We start from the raw sequence: 13,231 nt of genomic DNA, 5'->3' as shown, positions 1-13,231 counted from the left end.
CAGAAGGACCATGCGCATGCCTGTCATCAACGAGCAGATCGAGATCGCCGCCGCGCCCGAGGCGGTCTGGGAGAAGCTCGCCAACTTCGGCAACTTCTCCCAGTGGATGGTCCCCCACGTCGAGTTCCCCGGCGGGGGCCCGGAGAAGCTTGAGGCCGGCGTCGAGTACGACGAGAAGATGAAGCTCATGGGCTTCCCGGCGGACATCAAGTGGACGATCAAGAACGTCGAGCAGGGCGTCCGCATCGACCTCGACGGCAAGGGCCCGATGGGCGTCAGCATGGTCGAGTCGTTCATCGTCGAGGCCAGCGGCACGGGCACGCTCTTCAAGATCGACTCCGAGGTCAAGGGCGGCGCCGTCGCGATGATGGCCGGGAAGGTCACCAAGGCCACCCAGGAGGCCCTGGTCGAGTCCCTCGGCAAGTTCAAGGCGCTCTTCGCCTGAGCCCACAAGGCCGTACGCGCTGCCGCGCGCACTCCGACGCGCCCCGCACCGGACACCCGCCCCACCTGTGATACTTGACCATTCGTCATCTCTCACTGGACTCAAGGTGGGTCGCCGGTACGGGGCGCGTTCGCGCGGCCCGGGCGTCCCGGAAGGGACGTACCGTGCCCGCGGAACCCCGCGAGACTCCCCCTGCCGCCGCCTCCGCCGCGGCGACCCTCCGCGAGACGTCCGCCGCACCGGACCCGTTCCCCTGGCCCATCCACCAGAGCACGCTGGGCAACGGCCTGCGGGTCGTGGTCAGTCCGGACCCGTCCGTGCCGCTGGCCGCGGTCAATCTCTGGTACGACGTCGGCGCCCGCCACGAACCGCCCGGCAGGCACGGCTTCGCGCACCTCTTCGAGCACCTGATGTTCGAGGGGTCCGCACACGTCGCCAAGGGCGAGCACTTCGCGTACGTGCAGTCCTGCGGCGGTGACGCGATCAATGCGTCGACCAGCCCCGACCGCACGAACTACTACCAGACCGTGCCCTCCGGGCAACTCGAACTCGCGCTGTGGCTCGAAGCGGACCGCATGGGGTCGCTCGCGCTCACCCAGGAGACGCTGGACAACCAGCGCGACGTCGTCAAGAACGAGCGCCGCCAGCGCTACGACAACGTGCCGTACGGCCGCTGGAGCGAGGTGATGGTCGAACTCGCCTACCCGGAGGGCCATCCATACGCGCACTCGACGATCGGCTCGATGGCCGAGCTGGACAGCGCGACGCTCGCCGACTTCGCCGAGTTCCACGCCACCTACTACGCACCGGACAACGCGGTGCTGACCGTGGTCGGCGACGTCGACCCGGACACGGTGACCGTCCTCGCGGAGCGCTACTTCGGGCGCCTGCAACCGCGCGGGACCTTCCCGGCCCCCGAAGCCGCCGAACTGCCGCGGCAGTTCGGGGCGGGCCGCGAGGTCACCCTTGTCGAAGACGTGCCGCTGCCCCGGGTGTTCCTGTGCCACCGCGGCCCGGCCTGGGGCTCGGCGGACTCCGCGGCGGCCGAGATCCTGGCCACCGTGCTCGGCCGCGGACGCGGATCGCGGCTGTACCGCGCGCTCGTGACGGACCGTCGGCTCGCCCAGGCGGAAAGCGGGTTCATGGCCTCCTGGGGTCTCATGCACCACGCGTCCATGGTGATGGGCGCGTGTGCGCCGCGCGAAGGGGTCGAGCCGGGTGCGGTCGTCGCGGCGTACGCCGAGATTTGCGACGAAACCGCGCACGGCGGCGTCACCGCGGCCGAACTCGACCGCGCCCGCGCCATGTTGACCGGCGACTGGCTGCGCGAACTGGCGTCCGTCAACGGTCGCGCGGACGCGCTGGGCCAGTACGCCACGCGCTTCGGCGATGCCGCCGCCATCCGCGACCGCGTCGCCCTGCTCGACGCCGTGACCGCCGAGGACGTGCTGCGCGTCGCCGCCGACACGTTCCGGCCCGACAACCGCATCGTGCTCACGTACCTGCCGCAGGCCAAGTCCGCGAGCGACACCGACAACACCGGCGACACCGCGCGCGAGGCCGCGGCGGCGGACGAGGAGGACGCGGCGTGAACGCCACCACCCCGGCGGACGAAGTACCCGCGTACGCCGACCTCCTGATCGCCGAGCGACCCGCCGGCGTCGGGCCGCGTCCCTACACCTTCCCCGAGGTCCGCCGCTTGCGCGTGGCCGGCGGCGAGATCGTCGCCGCGCACCTCCCCGGCCGCGCCATGGCCTGGGCCGGCCTCGTCCTGGAGGCCGGGGCGCTGCACGAACCCGCGGGCTTGGAAGGGCTGTCGCGCGCCACCGGCGGCCTGCTCGACGAGGGCACCGAGAACTACACGGCCGACGAATTCGCCCTCGCCATCGAGGGCTTGGGCGCGCGCTGGACCTGGGGCCACGACTGGGAGACGCAGAGCATCGGCGTCGACATCCCGGTCGCCCGGCTCGCGGACGGCGCCGCGCTGCTCGCCGAGGCGGTACGCCGCCCCGCGTTCACCGACCAAGACGTGGAGCGCTTCCTCGCCGACATCGCCAGCTCGCTCAAGCACCAGTGGGCGCAGCCCGGGACACGGGCGCTGGAGACGTACCGGCGCGCGCTGTTCGGCGCGGACAGCCGCTACGGCAGCCTGCTCGACGGCACACCGGCCAGCAACGCCCTGGTGACCGCGGACCACATCCGCGACTTCCACGCCCGACGCATGACCGCCGCCGGGACCCTCGTGGTGGCCGCCGACCTCGACGCGGTGGACCTGGACGCCCTCGGCCGCACCGTCTTCGCGGGCGCCTCCGGAGCCGACGGCCGCGCCGACGCACCGCCCGCACCGCAGGATCCGCCGGGCGTACGCGTGCTCCTCGTGGACCGCCCCGGCGCCGTGCAGTCCGTCCTGCGCATCGGCCACACCGCGCCGCCGCGCTCCACCCCCGACCTGGTCGCCATCGACCTGTTCTCGGAGGTGCTGGGCGGTTCGTTCACGTCGCGGCTCAACCACCAGTTGCGCGAGGTGAAGGGCTACACGTACGGCGCCGGGGCCTCGTTCGCGCACGGCCGCCGGGTGGGCACCTTCACGGTGGCCGCGTCCGTGCACACCGAGGTCACCGCGGACGCCGTCGCCGACGCCCTCACCGAGGTCCGGCGCATGCACGAACACGGGGTGACCGACGAGGAGTTCGGCACCACCAAGACGCACATGCTGGGCAGCGTGCCGATCCGCCTCCAGACGCCCCGCGGCATCGGCGGCCGGGTGCGCGAGGCGGTCGTGCACGGGCTGCCGGACGACCATGTCACGCGGCAGTACGCCGAGATCGTGGCGGCCGAGCCCGCCGAGGCGACCCGCGCTGCGGCGGCGTACCTGCGTCCCGAGGCGCTCACCATCGTGGTCGAGGGCGACGCGGCCGCGGTGCTCCCCGGGCTGGAGGCAAACGGGTTCGAGGTCACGCGGGTCGAGGACTGAGCACGGAAGCCCGCCGGCCGACCTTTCGAGAGCGGGCGCGTCCCGACGGCCCGTTTCACTCCCCCGGCGCGTCGCGCACATAGTCCTGGCGGTACGCGCTCCACACCGCCGGACCCAGATCGTGCGTGACCGTCGGGGGCAACGGCCAGATCGGCCCCTGGAGTTCGCACAGCACCACGTGGCGCCCCTCGCCCGCGTCGAACCACCGCACGCCGACCGCGCCCACCGCGGGCAACAACGCGGGCACCGCCTCCGAGCGCAGCCACCGCTCCACCGCGCGGTCGTCGCCGCGTACCGCGAGGTGCAGCAGTTTGTCTCCCGCGGGGAACAACCGGGCGACGGATATCGAGGGCCAGCGGTGGCGTTCGCGGCACACGAGGCGGATCCCGTCCAGCTCGGCCGCCAGTTGCGGCGGCACGGGTCCGCCGATCGCGGTGAGGCCGAGGAACTCCGGGGTCTTCAGCACGTCCGGGTGCTTGAGGTCGTACAGCGTCAGGAACCGGGCCGGCTCCGGGAATTCCGCGGCTTCGTCGGCCGTCGGGCCGGGCTCGCCGGACGCGAACGCGCCGACCAGCTCGAAGCGGCGCACCCGCCGCACGCCCGGCACCCGCAGCACCAGGCCGTGGTAGCGGTCGCTCCACGGGGTGAGCGAGCCGTCGATGGCGACGGGCAGGTCGGACCGCACGTGCAGGAGCCCGGCGCCGAACTCGAAGCGTGCGAGGGCGTCCCATGTGCCCGTCTCCCCGCCGCCCATCGCATCGCCTCCGCCTCCCGGCGTCAGCGTTACTACCCGGCGGGAGGCGAAAGCATGTCCTGTTTGCCGAACATGCGGGCCGTGTCGGCGGCCGACGGCGTCCCGGCGTCCGGGTCGGCGCCCGCCGCGAGCAGCGCCCGGGCGATCTCCGGCTCGTTCTTGAACACTGCGCCGGCCAGAGGCGTCTGCCCCCGGTCGTTCGCCCGGTTTGCGTCCGCACCGCGTTTGAGCAGCACCTCGACGGCCGCGACATGCCCGTGGTACGCGGACAGCATCAGCAGCGTGTCGCCCGCGTCGTTGGCCAGGTCGACCGGCAGCCCGGCGTCCACGTAGCTCGCCAGCATCTCCGCGTCCCCGGACCGCGCGGCACCGAACACGCGGGTAGCCAGCTCCTGCATGGCCGCCTCGTCGGTGTCCGCTCCCTCGGGCCGCTGCCGCCACGGCTCATTCGCGTCGGTCACGCGTCGCACCCTTCTCTCGTGTCCCGGGGCCGCCGACTCTGACAAGATCGATCACCGAGTCGACCGGACCCGGCGTCCCGGAAGGAAGCCTATGTCGCTCTCGAAGAACGTCCAGATCACCGAGGCGCTGTACGAGTACATCCTCGACCATTCAACGCCCCCGGACGCGGTCCAGGAAGAGCTCATCGAGCGCACCCAAACATCGCTGGGCAACCGCGCGGCCATGCAGATCCCGCCCGAGCAGGGCACCCTTCTGACGCTGCTGACAAAGCTCGTCGCCCCGCGCTTCGCGGTCGAGGTCGGCACGTTCACCGGCTACTCCGCACTCGCCATCGCGCGCGGCCTGCCCGAGGGCGGACGGCTGCTGTGCTGCGACGTGTCGGAGGAGTGGACCGCGGTCGCGCGCGAGGCGTGGCTCAAGGCCGGGGTCACCGACCGCATCGAACTGCGCATTGCCCCGGCGCTCGACACGCTGAGCGCGCTGCCGTCGTACCCCCATATCGACATGGCCTTTGTCGACGCCGACAAGGGCGGGTACGTCGACTACTGGGAGGCCCTGATCCCCCGCATGAACCCGGGCGGCCTGCTGCTCGCCGACAACGTCCTCTTCAGCGGCGACGTCGTGTCCCCCGCCCCCGACAGTGCCGCGGAGGCGGTGCACCGCTTCAACGAGCACGTGCGCGCCGACCCGCGCGTCGAGGCGGTCATCCTGCCGGTCGCCGACGGACTGACGTTCGCGCGCGTACTCGGCTGACACACCGGTTGACGGCGGGCTGCGCGCTCCACCTCCGCCCTGTGCCCGGCACCGTCTCCGGCCCCGCCGCGTGGGACCGGAGACGGACCGTGACCGGAGACGCACCGGGACGGAGACGCACGGGACCGGACCGCCCTCGGGGGGCGGCCGGGGGGACGGGCATCAGCCCGCGCTGAGCACCGTGTGCAGCCGCCTGCCCTCCACAACGATGCGCGACCCGCCCTTGGCCGCTGCGACAGCTTCCAGACCCGGCAACAGCCCCCTGGCGCCGCTGCGGGCCGCGGCCTCGGCGGCGATCGCGAGGAGGTCCCCGAGGCCCGCGGGGCGGCGTTCAGCGGCCAAGAGGGGCGGCAGGAGCCCCGTCATCAGGTCCCAGGTCGCGGCGTAGGCACCCGCGGTGACGACCTGCCGGAGCGAGTCGACCACGCGCGTCGTCTTGACCCGGTCGATGGCGGCAAGTCCCGCGAGTGTCGCGCCCGTTGCCGACGCGTCCCACGGCACGTCGGTGCGCGCGGCGAGGGTGAGGTACGCGTCCGCCGCCACGGTCCGGTCCTCCGGGTGCCGGGCACCCAAGCCGTACGCCAGGGCAAGGGACATGCCCGCACCGGGGGTTCCGTCCGCCTCGGCGAGCAGCGGCAGGATCTCGGTGTTCCCCCGGTGGTCGTTCGCGGTCACGATGAGCGGGACGGCGGCATGCGCCGCGATGACGTCGCGGTGGGCCGGGGCGAGAAGAGCCCAGCACGGCATATCGGAGGACACCGCATAGCCGTTGATCGCTTCCCAGTGGCCGCTGCCCTCAGGCAGGTCACACAGAAGCCGTGCCATGTTGCTGTCGGCGAAGACCTTGGGCGTGGGACCGATCGCCGCCAAGCGGTAGTGGTGCGTGGGCTGTCCGGCCCCCGACTCCTGCCACCAGTGCAGGGGCTGTACGCGGCTGCCCTGCCACGTCGTCACCTCGGGCGCCGGCATGCCGCCCTCGGCCATCACCCGGGCCGCCCACTCGCCCGCAGGCGAACCGAGCTTCCCGGCCCGGGCAACCGTGTCCGCGTCGATCTCGCGGGGCAGGCGCAGCAGTGCCTGCTCCAGGTCGCAGGCCCACGGCGTGCGCCCTGCGGCCTCCCACGCCTCAAGGCCATGGACGAGTTCGGCGGGGTCGACGTAGCCGGTCGCCGTCACCGGCCGGGCGAGGTATGGCCCGCTGCTCGGGACGCGAAGGCGCTGTGCGACCTCGTGCAGGCGGATGACCACGGCGTGCTGCGGCCCCGGCGTGCCCTTGTCAGGCTTCTGCGTGCCGCCCTCGCCCTTGCCGAACAGACTTCGGAACCAGCCCTGTTGCCCGCCTCCCTTGCCGATGCTCGCGGTGGCCATCGCGGCGACGGCTGTGTAGGCGTCCCGCACGTCCGCGCCGTACACGGTCATGCGTCCGGCCTCCAACGACCGTTCCACGACCGGCCGCAGGCCGTCCGCGAGGGCCTGCCGGTCGCGGGCGGACTCCCGGAGCAGGGCTTCGACGAGACGCTCCACGGCGAGCGGGTCGGTGGGCGGTGTCCGACTCGACCACGAGTTGCGGCGCGTGGCGAGGAACGCGTTGAGTTCCTCCGCGAGTTCGTCGATCGACGCGATGGGCGGGGGGAGTTCGCGCGGCATGCACGGCGGGAGCTCCGGCCCGGCCGCGGGAACGGCGGGTGCGGCCTCCTCGCCGAGCAGCCTGGCGGCCACCCCGAGACCGGGCTCGACAAGGTAGTCGAGTGCCACTCGCAGTTCGGCGCGCACCGCGAGGCTCTGCGGCACGGTCAGCTTCGGCAGGAACCTGGCGATGGACTTGAGGGCGCGGTCGTGGAGATCGGACGCGTCCTGCGTGAAGACCGTCGCCGCGGCGGCCAGGAGGTCGGCGGCGTGGTCGGGGTGGCGGCGCACGGCCTTGTCGAGCCACGTGAACTGGGCCCGCACGTACTTCTTCTCGGGCCGGAACAGCACCGCACGGGTGGCCTCGGCCACCTGCTCGCCGGTGAGCCGCCCGGCCTCGTCCAGGGCGCGCAGCGTCGGCTGGACGACCGCGACGGCGGCCGAGGGCCCGTCGGGCAGCAGGCGCAGGTAGGTGGTGGTGCGCGCGGCCTGCTCGTCCTCGGTCGACTCCAATGCCTCGTAGAGACAGACGAATCCCCGGGCGTCCGGCGGCTGGACGCCGCGCAGGAGGCGGGACAGGCAGGCGTTCAGGACGGCTTCGCGGTCGATGAAGCCGGAGTCGGCCAGGCTCCGGAAGGCGTGCGTCCACGTCCGCTCCGGCGAACTGTCCCGCCATCCCTCGTTGTCGGCGACCGCGCGGCCGATCTGCTCCACGTCGAAGAGCCGCATCAGCATGACGGGCGCCAGCGGGTCGGCGTGCAGGGACTGCACCAAGTGCTGCGGGCGACGGCCTTGTTGCCGCGTGTGGTTGTCGAACCAGCCCAGCGTGTAACGCTCGGCGGTCGGCGGCTCGGCGCCGGAGACGCGCACCAGCCGGTCCACCAGGTCCCAGTCGCCGGACCACCATTCGCCGCTGAGGCGCGCCGACAGCCGCTCGGCGATCTCGGGGATCCACTCGGGACTGCGCTGCATCAGGACGGTGACGACTTCCTCGTTTGGCGAGGCCTTCCAGCCCAGTTGGAGGTCCCGCCGGGCCAGCCACTGGCTGACTCCGGCGGCGCCGCCGATGCACGCGGCACCGGCGACCCGCAGCGGTACCACCACCGATTCGTTGCCCCAGTGGTTGCTGCGGCTCTTGACCGCGTCCTTCAACTCCGGGACGAGCGTGCGACGTTCGCTCTCACTCAGCCCTTCGAAAAGGCCCGGGAGCGACTGCCGCCCGCCTTTGCGCCTGAGCTGCGCCTGTACGTCCGACCACGTGGGAGCCGTCACCGAGCCGCCTCCGTTCCCGTCGTCGCGGTCGCCGCCGCGGTGCCGTCACCTGGGGCCCTGCCGCCGCCCGATGCCCGCCGGGCGGCGATCTGGGTCGCCAGCACATGCTTGCAGGGACCACGCCCGCCACGGTGTTTCGCCCACCACTCACACGTGCACGTGCCGTCCCCCGCGGTACGCACGTGGTACGTCGTCTCCCCGCTGCGCACCTGGGCCTTGTCGCCGTCGACGGACACCGACCCGCCGTCGACGAGCGCGTGCGCGTCCCGGAGCCGCGGGTTCATGCGCTCGGCGCGCCCTGTGTCGTACGGGAGTTCGCGGTGGAAGTACGCGGCCTCCGCGACGTCGTAGCCGATCCTGCCGGAGGTCCCGAGCCGCACGAGCGCGGCACGTACCCGTTCGGCGTCGATCCCGGCGTCCCGTGCCAGGTCGCCGACCTCGACGCGCGGTTCCCAGGCGAGCAGCGCCGACACCAGGTCGGCGTCCTCGGCCGCCTGGTCGGTGGCCAGGGCGTCGAGCACCGCGCCCTCGCCGGAGAAACCGCGGGCGGCGTCCGGGGAGACCGTCAGCGTCAGCCGCATGCCCGGGAGTTCGACCTCCCACGCGGACGCGACGGCGGGGCTCGCGGGCGTCACGGAGGGCCCGTACACGCGAAGTGCCTTGGCGTGCCGGAGGATGCGGGCGAGGGCGCGCAGGCGGTCGGGGCCGGCCAGGCACACCGCTCCGGCGGACGGGCCGGGCGCCGCCCGCAGCGTACGGCCGACCGGGCGCACCCACAGCACCTGACGGTTGTTCTTGGGCAGCGCGCGCAGGAAGCGCACCGCCTCCACGGCGGTGAGCTCGGCGCGCAGGTCGAAGCGCGAGGCCAGCACCTGCACTTCGGCGAAGCCGCGCAGCCAGCGGTCGGGCAGCGGGACCTTCTTCTCCACGATGGGGCCGTCGAAGGTGGTGACGGTGACGTCCTCCGGGCCGACGGCCATGTGCAGCGGGTCGGAGCCGCCGACCATCGTCAGGGCCTCCCGCAGCGGGGCGTTCACATCGACGTTCGTCGTTCCGGTGCCGAGCATTTCGCCGTCGATGCCGTCGGGCAGGACGTCGAGGCGCGCGTACACGCCGCCGCAGCCGCTGAACGACTCGAAACGCAGCCGGTCTCCGTTGCCGGTGACCACCGGATCGAGCCAAGCGCGGTTCTGCGGCTGGTGGTAGCGCGTCGCGGCGACGTCGGCGACCGCGAGAAGTCCGCCGGCCGCGGCCTCGGGCGCGGTGAGAAATCCGGCGAAGAAGCGCGGAAACGGGGAGAGTCCGTGCGAAGTCAGCCCGCCGGACGTCTCCAAAGAGAGCCGCGGTGCGCCCTCACCGGCGAGAAGTGCGGACGAGCGCAGATACGTGAAAGAATGAACGCTGGACGACATGCCCGCAACGTACGGCGAAGGTCCGACACGCCGTACACGGGCCCGGGGTTGGGGGATCGTGGTGAGGCGGTGGGGTGGCTTGGCGGGGCTGTTGCCGGGTGCGGCGGCACAACCTTCGGGCGCCTTCGCGGGTCTCACTATCCGACACCGCGTGTCCAGGGTCCGACACACCGTCAGGTCGATGATCCTTCACGGTGATCGCGGTACGTAGCAAGATGGCGTGAAGCAACCGTTGATCCCGCGTTTCGGGGACACGCGAGATGGCGCTGTCATACTATGCGCTGGTCCATTCTGCCGGAGGTAGGACGTATGCCCACAGCGCAGCCGGGGAGCGGCTCGACGGTTCGCCGTATTCTCCTCGGCTCCCAACTCCGCCGTCTCCGCGAGGCCCAAGGCATTTCGCGGGAGGACGCGGGCTACGAGATCCGGGCCTCCGAATCGAAGATCAGTCGAATGGAGCTGGGCCGTGTCAGCTTCAAAGACCGCGACGTCGCGGACCTGCTGACGATGTACGGCGTTACCGACGAGACGGAACGCGAGGCTCTGCTGAACCTTACCCGGGAGGCGAACGCCACGGGCTGGTGGCACAGTTACGGCGACATCCTGCCGAGCTGGTTCCAGGTGTATGTCGGCCTCGAAGAGGCGGCTTCGGTCATCCGCACCTACGAAGTGCAATTCGTCCCGGGCCTGTTGCAGACGGCTGACTACGCGCGGGCGGTCATCGTGGCCGGCCAGCCGAACGCCTCGGCCCCTGAGGTGGAGCGCCGCGTGGGCCTTCGCACGCAGCGCCAGGCGATCCTGGACCGCGTCCGGCCGCCCCGGCTCTGGGCGGTGCTCGACGAGGCCGCGCTGCGCCGTCCCATAGGGGGCCGCGATGTGATGCGCGGTCAGATCCAGCATCTGATCGACGCCGCGGCGCATCCACACGTGACGATCCAGGTCATGCCGTTCCGCTTCGGCGCGCACGCGGCCGAGGGCGGGCCGTTCACGCTGCTGCGCTTCCCGGAGCCGGACCTGCCGGACGTCGTCTACCTGGAGCAGCTGACCAGCGCGCTGTACCTCGACAAGCGCGACGACGTCGACCAGTACACCGAGGTCATGGAACGGCTCAGCGTCGACGGCCTGCCGCCGGACCGAAGTGTGGACCTGCTCGCCAGGATCCTCAAGGAGACCTGACAGAACGGGCCGCACCGGTCACCCGGTGCGGCCCGTCTGCTTTGCCGTCTGGCTTGCGGTTCCCTCACCCCGCCGCGCGGACGCGCGCCCGTGCTGCGGCTGCGGCCCCGGGCGCGGTCAGGCGATGAGGTTGTCGAAGTCGCCGTCCTTCGCGCCCAGGATGAGGGCGACGATCTCGGCGCGGGTGTAGATGAGGGCGGGACCTTCCGGGTACCGCGAGTTGCGCACGGCTATGTCTCCGTCGGGCAACGCGGCCATCTCGACGCAGTTGCCCTGCGAGTTGCTGCGCCTGCTCTTCTGCCACGTAACCCCGTGCAGAGACCCGGCCGGCATCCCGTTGTGCGTTCCGTGCATGACATGTCTCCTGGACCTCTTGCCGGGCGAACCGGCGACGATTGCCCACCCCCGGTGGTACGACCTGTGCCGTTCGTCGCGCCCGGAGTCGGGGCGTACGGGAGGCTCCCGCCGTTCCCGGCACCGTTCGCCGTGTCCCTGCCACTTGTATCTGCACGTGCATCTGACCATGCAAATGCAGCGTACGGAAGTGATGATAGCGCACGCCCACACATCACCACACAAGCTCGGGAGGCCCTATAAGAAGCATTACAGGGCACGCCTAAGAATGGCTTAAGAAATGACCGCACGATGCGGCGGAAATCGTTCACAACGATCATGGGACAGCAAATCGCCCAAGCCGGGCGGAAAATTCCGGACATTCCGGCGCGCAGTGCCACGGGGCATCTGCCGCGTTTCCGGAACGGGGAATGAGAAATAGCACAGTGAACGCCGATCGCGATCACCCGTATACGCACAGGAAGCACGGCGGGTTGCCGTACTTCCGTAAGTGGCGTCAAATTTCCCGGGCTATTGGCCGGGTATCCGGAACATCGCCCAGACCACTTTCCCGGTCCGTCCGGCGACTCCGGTCAACGGAAACCAGCCCCATGAACTGCTGAAGCATTCGACGATATGCAGGCCGCGCCCGGTCTCCGCGCCGTCGCCCGGATCCCGAGGGGCGGGCAGTCCGGGACCGGGGTCCTGGACCGCGCACATCACACGGGTCCCCTTGCGCAGCATGGCCAGTTGCACCGGGTGCCCGGCGGTGCCGGCGCCGGGGTCTTCCCCGCCGCCGGGCCCGCCTTCGACACCGTGGCACAAGGCGTTGGTGACCAGTTCGGACACCACGAGCGCGAGATCGTCGGACAACTGGGCGGCTCCCCAGCGTGCCAGCGTGTCCGCGGCGAAATCTCGCGCCGCCTTGACCGATTCGCGGCGCGGGCCGAGGGCCCGCACGGCGATGTCGGTGACGGCTCCGCCTTCGGACGCCGGGGAGTCCCCACCCGGCATGTCCATGCGGAAAAGGGTGGCCACGGAGAATCCCGCGGCGCTGACGGCGGTCATGCGCACCTCCGGGCGGGCAGCCGACCTCGGCGCGACCCCCGCGCCTCTCGTAAGCGCACCGGGCCCGCTCCGATGCAGCGGTGGGGCGTTGCGACCACCGTCTTGCCTCCCGCGAATCGAACCGGCCCGACGACGCGTATCCGCGCGCTTACCGATCGCGCGTGCACCCTGTTCATTATGTCGATGCTCACGGCGTGTGCAAGACCAGATGCACGTGCAGTCTCGATTTATGCAACTGCATGCCTCGGATGCACGTGCATCGTAAGGGTGCACGCGGCAAAGCGGCATGATTTCAAGCGACATTTCCGTTTTGTAGATCGTGTCCTGCGTCACACCCGCCCATCGCGGCACACGCAAGCGCTGTCCACCCGGCGACGATCGGCCACCGCCTAGTGCCTACAGGACGTAGTCGCGACACCCGGCAGAACGAGGCTCGACGGACAGACGGGCCGGATCGCCCCGGGACGGCAGGAGGGGGTTGCCATCGGCCGAGGGGTGTCGGCGGGTCGGGCGGACACGATCGGCTCGCCGACGGCCGAACTCCGGTCGCGTGCCCGCCGCGTGGGCCTTCTCGGGGCGGGGCGACGGCCCTCGCGGCAGCCAGGAATGGCCGGGTCGGGCACGGGTCAGGCGAGTGGCCGGGTCGGACACGGGCGAGGGCGGGCACGGGCCGGGCGAGGGGCGACCACGGGTCGGGCGAGGCGAGGGGCGGGGCGACTCCCCCGCGGCAGCCAGGAGGGGCCGGGCCGGGAACGGGCCGGGCGAGGGACCGGGGTCGGACACGGGCCGGGCGAGGGACCGGGGCCGGGCGGGGCCGGGCGAGGGGCCGGGTCGGGCACGGGCCGGGCGACGGGGCACGGCGGGCTCGGGCGGGGGGCGGTCGCGCGGGGGCTCGCCGTTCTCGGGGCGGTACCCGGGGAGCATGGCGACGGCCGGGGCCGCACAACGCGGCCGGG

11 protein-coding genes are annotated in these 13,231 nt (G+C 71.9%); 5 read left to right on the top strand and 6 right to left on the bottom strand.

What is annotated here, in order from left to right; all coding sequences use genetic code 11:
• Nucleotides 1-16: 16 nt before the first annotated feature.
• The 3 genes from ACRX5S_RS22905 (at nucleotide 17) to ACRX5S_RS22895 (ending at nucleotide 3,419) form a co-directional block, all read left to right on the top strand.
• A complete protein-coding gene (locus ACRX5S_RS22905) occupies nucleotides 17-445 on the top strand; it encodes a type II toxin-antitoxin system Rv0910 family toxin (RefSeq protein WP_436774913.1) in 429 nt (142 codons plus the stop codon).
• Between the two features lie 164 nt (nucleotides 446-609).
• The gene (locus ACRX5S_RS22900; protein WP_436774912.1) at nucleotides 610-2,037 is read left to right on the top strand and encodes a M16 family metallopeptidase; all 1,428 of its coding nucleotides are present in this window, start codon (nucleotides 610-612) and stop codon (nucleotides 2,035-2,037) included.
• Nucleotides 2,034-3,419, top strand: a complete 1,386-nt coding sequence (locus tag ACRX5S_RS22895) for a M16 family metallopeptidase (RefSeq protein WP_436774911.1) — start codon at nucleotides 2,034-2,036, stop codon at nucleotides 3,417-3,419. The genes ACRX5S_RS22900 and ACRX5S_RS22895 overlap by 4 nt, the downstream gene beginning before the upstream one ends.
• 55 nt (nucleotides 3,420-3,474) lie before the next feature.
• On the opposite strand, the gene ACRX5S_RS22890 is transcribed toward ACRX5S_RS22895, so the two are convergent.
• Together ACRX5S_RS22890 and ACRX5S_RS22885 are read right to left on the bottom strand one after the other, a co-directional pair.
• The gene (locus tag ACRX5S_RS22890) at nucleotides 3,475-4,173 is read right to left on the bottom strand and encodes a hypothetical protein (RefSeq protein ID WP_436774910.1); all 699 of its coding nucleotides are present in this window, start codon (nucleotides 4,171-4,173) and stop codon (nucleotides 3,475-3,477) included.
• Nucleotides 4,174-4,205: 32 nt separating this feature from the next.
• Nucleotides 4,206-4,571, bottom strand: a complete 366-nt coding sequence (locus tag ACRX5S_RS22885) for an ankyrin repeat domain-containing protein (protein ID WP_436774954.1) — start codon at nucleotides 4,569-4,571, stop codon at nucleotides 4,206-4,208.
• Nucleotides 4,572-4,725: 154 nt separating this feature from the next.
• Between ACRX5S_RS22885 and ACRX5S_RS22880 the strand changes: the two genes are divergently transcribed.
• Nucleotides 4,726-5,388, top strand: a complete 663-nt coding sequence (locus ACRX5S_RS22880) for an O-methyltransferase (RefSeq protein ID WP_436774909.1) — start codon at nucleotides 4,726-4,728, stop codon at nucleotides 5,386-5,388.
• 162 nt (nucleotides 5,389-5,550) lie between these two features.
• Here ACRX5S_RS22880 and ACRX5S_RS22875 read toward each other — a convergent pair whose 3' ends face one another.
• Nucleotides 5,551-8,286 (bottom strand): hypothetical protein, encoded by a 2,736-nt coding sequence (locus tag ACRX5S_RS22875; protein WP_436774908.1) that lies wholly within the window; start codon nucleotides 8,284-8,286, stop codon nucleotides 5,551-5,553.
• Nucleotides 8,283-9,698 carry an SWIM zinc finger family protein gene (locus ACRX5S_RS22870; RefSeq protein ID WP_436774907.1) on the bottom strand — a complete coding sequence of 472 codons (1,416 nt, stop codon included), beginning with the start codon at nucleotides 9,696-9,698 and terminating at the stop codon, nucleotides 8,283-8,285. Before ACRX5S_RS22870 ends, ACRX5S_RS22875 begins: the two co-directional genes overlap by 4 nt.
• Nucleotides 9,699-10,007: 309 nt before the next feature.
• On the opposite strand from ACRX5S_RS22870, the gene ACRX5S_RS22865 reads away from it, so the two are divergent.
• Nucleotides 10,008-10,874 carry a helix-turn-helix domain-containing protein gene (locus tag ACRX5S_RS22865; RefSeq protein ID WP_436774906.1) on the top strand — a complete coding sequence of 289 codons (867 nt, stop codon included), beginning with the start codon at nucleotides 10,008-10,010 and terminating at the stop codon, nucleotides 10,872-10,874.
• Nucleotides 10,875-10,991: 117 nt separating this feature from the next.
• Here ACRX5S_RS22865 and ACRX5S_RS22860 read toward each other — a convergent pair whose 3' ends face one another.
• Both ACRX5S_RS22860 and ACRX5S_RS22855 read right to left on the bottom strand, forming a co-directional pair.
• Nucleotides 10,992-11,228, bottom strand: a complete 237-nt coding sequence (locus tag ACRX5S_RS22860) for a DUF397 domain-containing protein (protein WP_436774905.1) — start codon at nucleotides 11,226-11,228, stop codon at nucleotides 10,992-10,994.
• A 510-nt stretch (nucleotides 11,229-11,738) separates the two neighbouring features.
• Nucleotides 11,739-12,275 (bottom strand): ATP-binding protein, encoded by a 537-nt coding sequence (locus ACRX5S_RS22855; RefSeq protein ID WP_436774904.1) that lies wholly within the window; start codon nucleotides 12,273-12,275, stop codon nucleotides 11,739-11,741.
• Between the last annotated feature and the right edge of the window lie 956 nt (nucleotides 12,276-13,231).

Origin of the sequence: Yinghuangia sp. YIM S09857, from assembly GCF_051388915.1 — a bacterium.
Classification (GTDB): domain Bacteria; phylum Actinomycetota; class Actinomycetes; order Streptomycetales; family Streptomycetaceae; genus Yinghuangia.
The sequence above is the reverse complement of the archived record's forward strand: the minus strand, read 5'-3'. Positions and strand labels throughout refer to the sequence as shown.

What these genes read in the sequence shown, in the direction of transcription:
- ACRX5S_RS22905 (WP_436774913.1), top strand. Translation starts at nt 17, where the DNA reads ATGCCTGTCATCAACGAGCAGATCGAGATCGCCGCCGCGCCCGAGGCG.
- ACRX5S_RS22890 (WP_436774910.1), bottom strand. Translation starts at nt 4,173, where the DNA reads ATGGGCGGCGGGGAGACGGGCACATGGGACGCCCTCGCACGCTTCGAG.
- ACRX5S_RS22885 (WP_436774954.1), bottom strand. Translation starts at nt 4,571, where the DNA reads ATGCAGGAGCTGGCTACCCGCGTGTTCGGTGCCGCGCGGTCCGGGGAC.
- ACRX5S_RS22880 (WP_436774909.1), top strand. Translation starts at nt 4,726, where the DNA reads ATGTCGCTCTCGAAGAACGTCCAGATCACCGAGGCGCTGTACGAGTAC.
- ACRX5S_RS22870 (WP_436774907.1), bottom strand. Translation starts at nt 9,698, where the DNA reads ATGTCGTCCAGCGTTCATTCTTTCACGTATCTGCGCTCGTCCGCACTT.
- ACRX5S_RS22865 (WP_436774906.1), top strand. Translation starts at nt 10,008, where the DNA reads ATGCCCACAGCGCAGCCGGGGAGCGGCTCGACGGTTCGCCGTATTCTC.
- ACRX5S_RS22860 (WP_436774905.1), bottom strand. Translation starts at nt 11,228, where the DNA reads ATGCACGGAACGCACAACGGGATGCCGGCCGGGTCTCTGCACGGGGTT.
- ACRX5S_RS22855 (WP_436774904.1), bottom strand. Translation starts at nt 12,275, where the DNA reads ATGACCGCCGTCAGCGCCGCGGGATTCTCCGTGGCCACCCTTTTCCGC.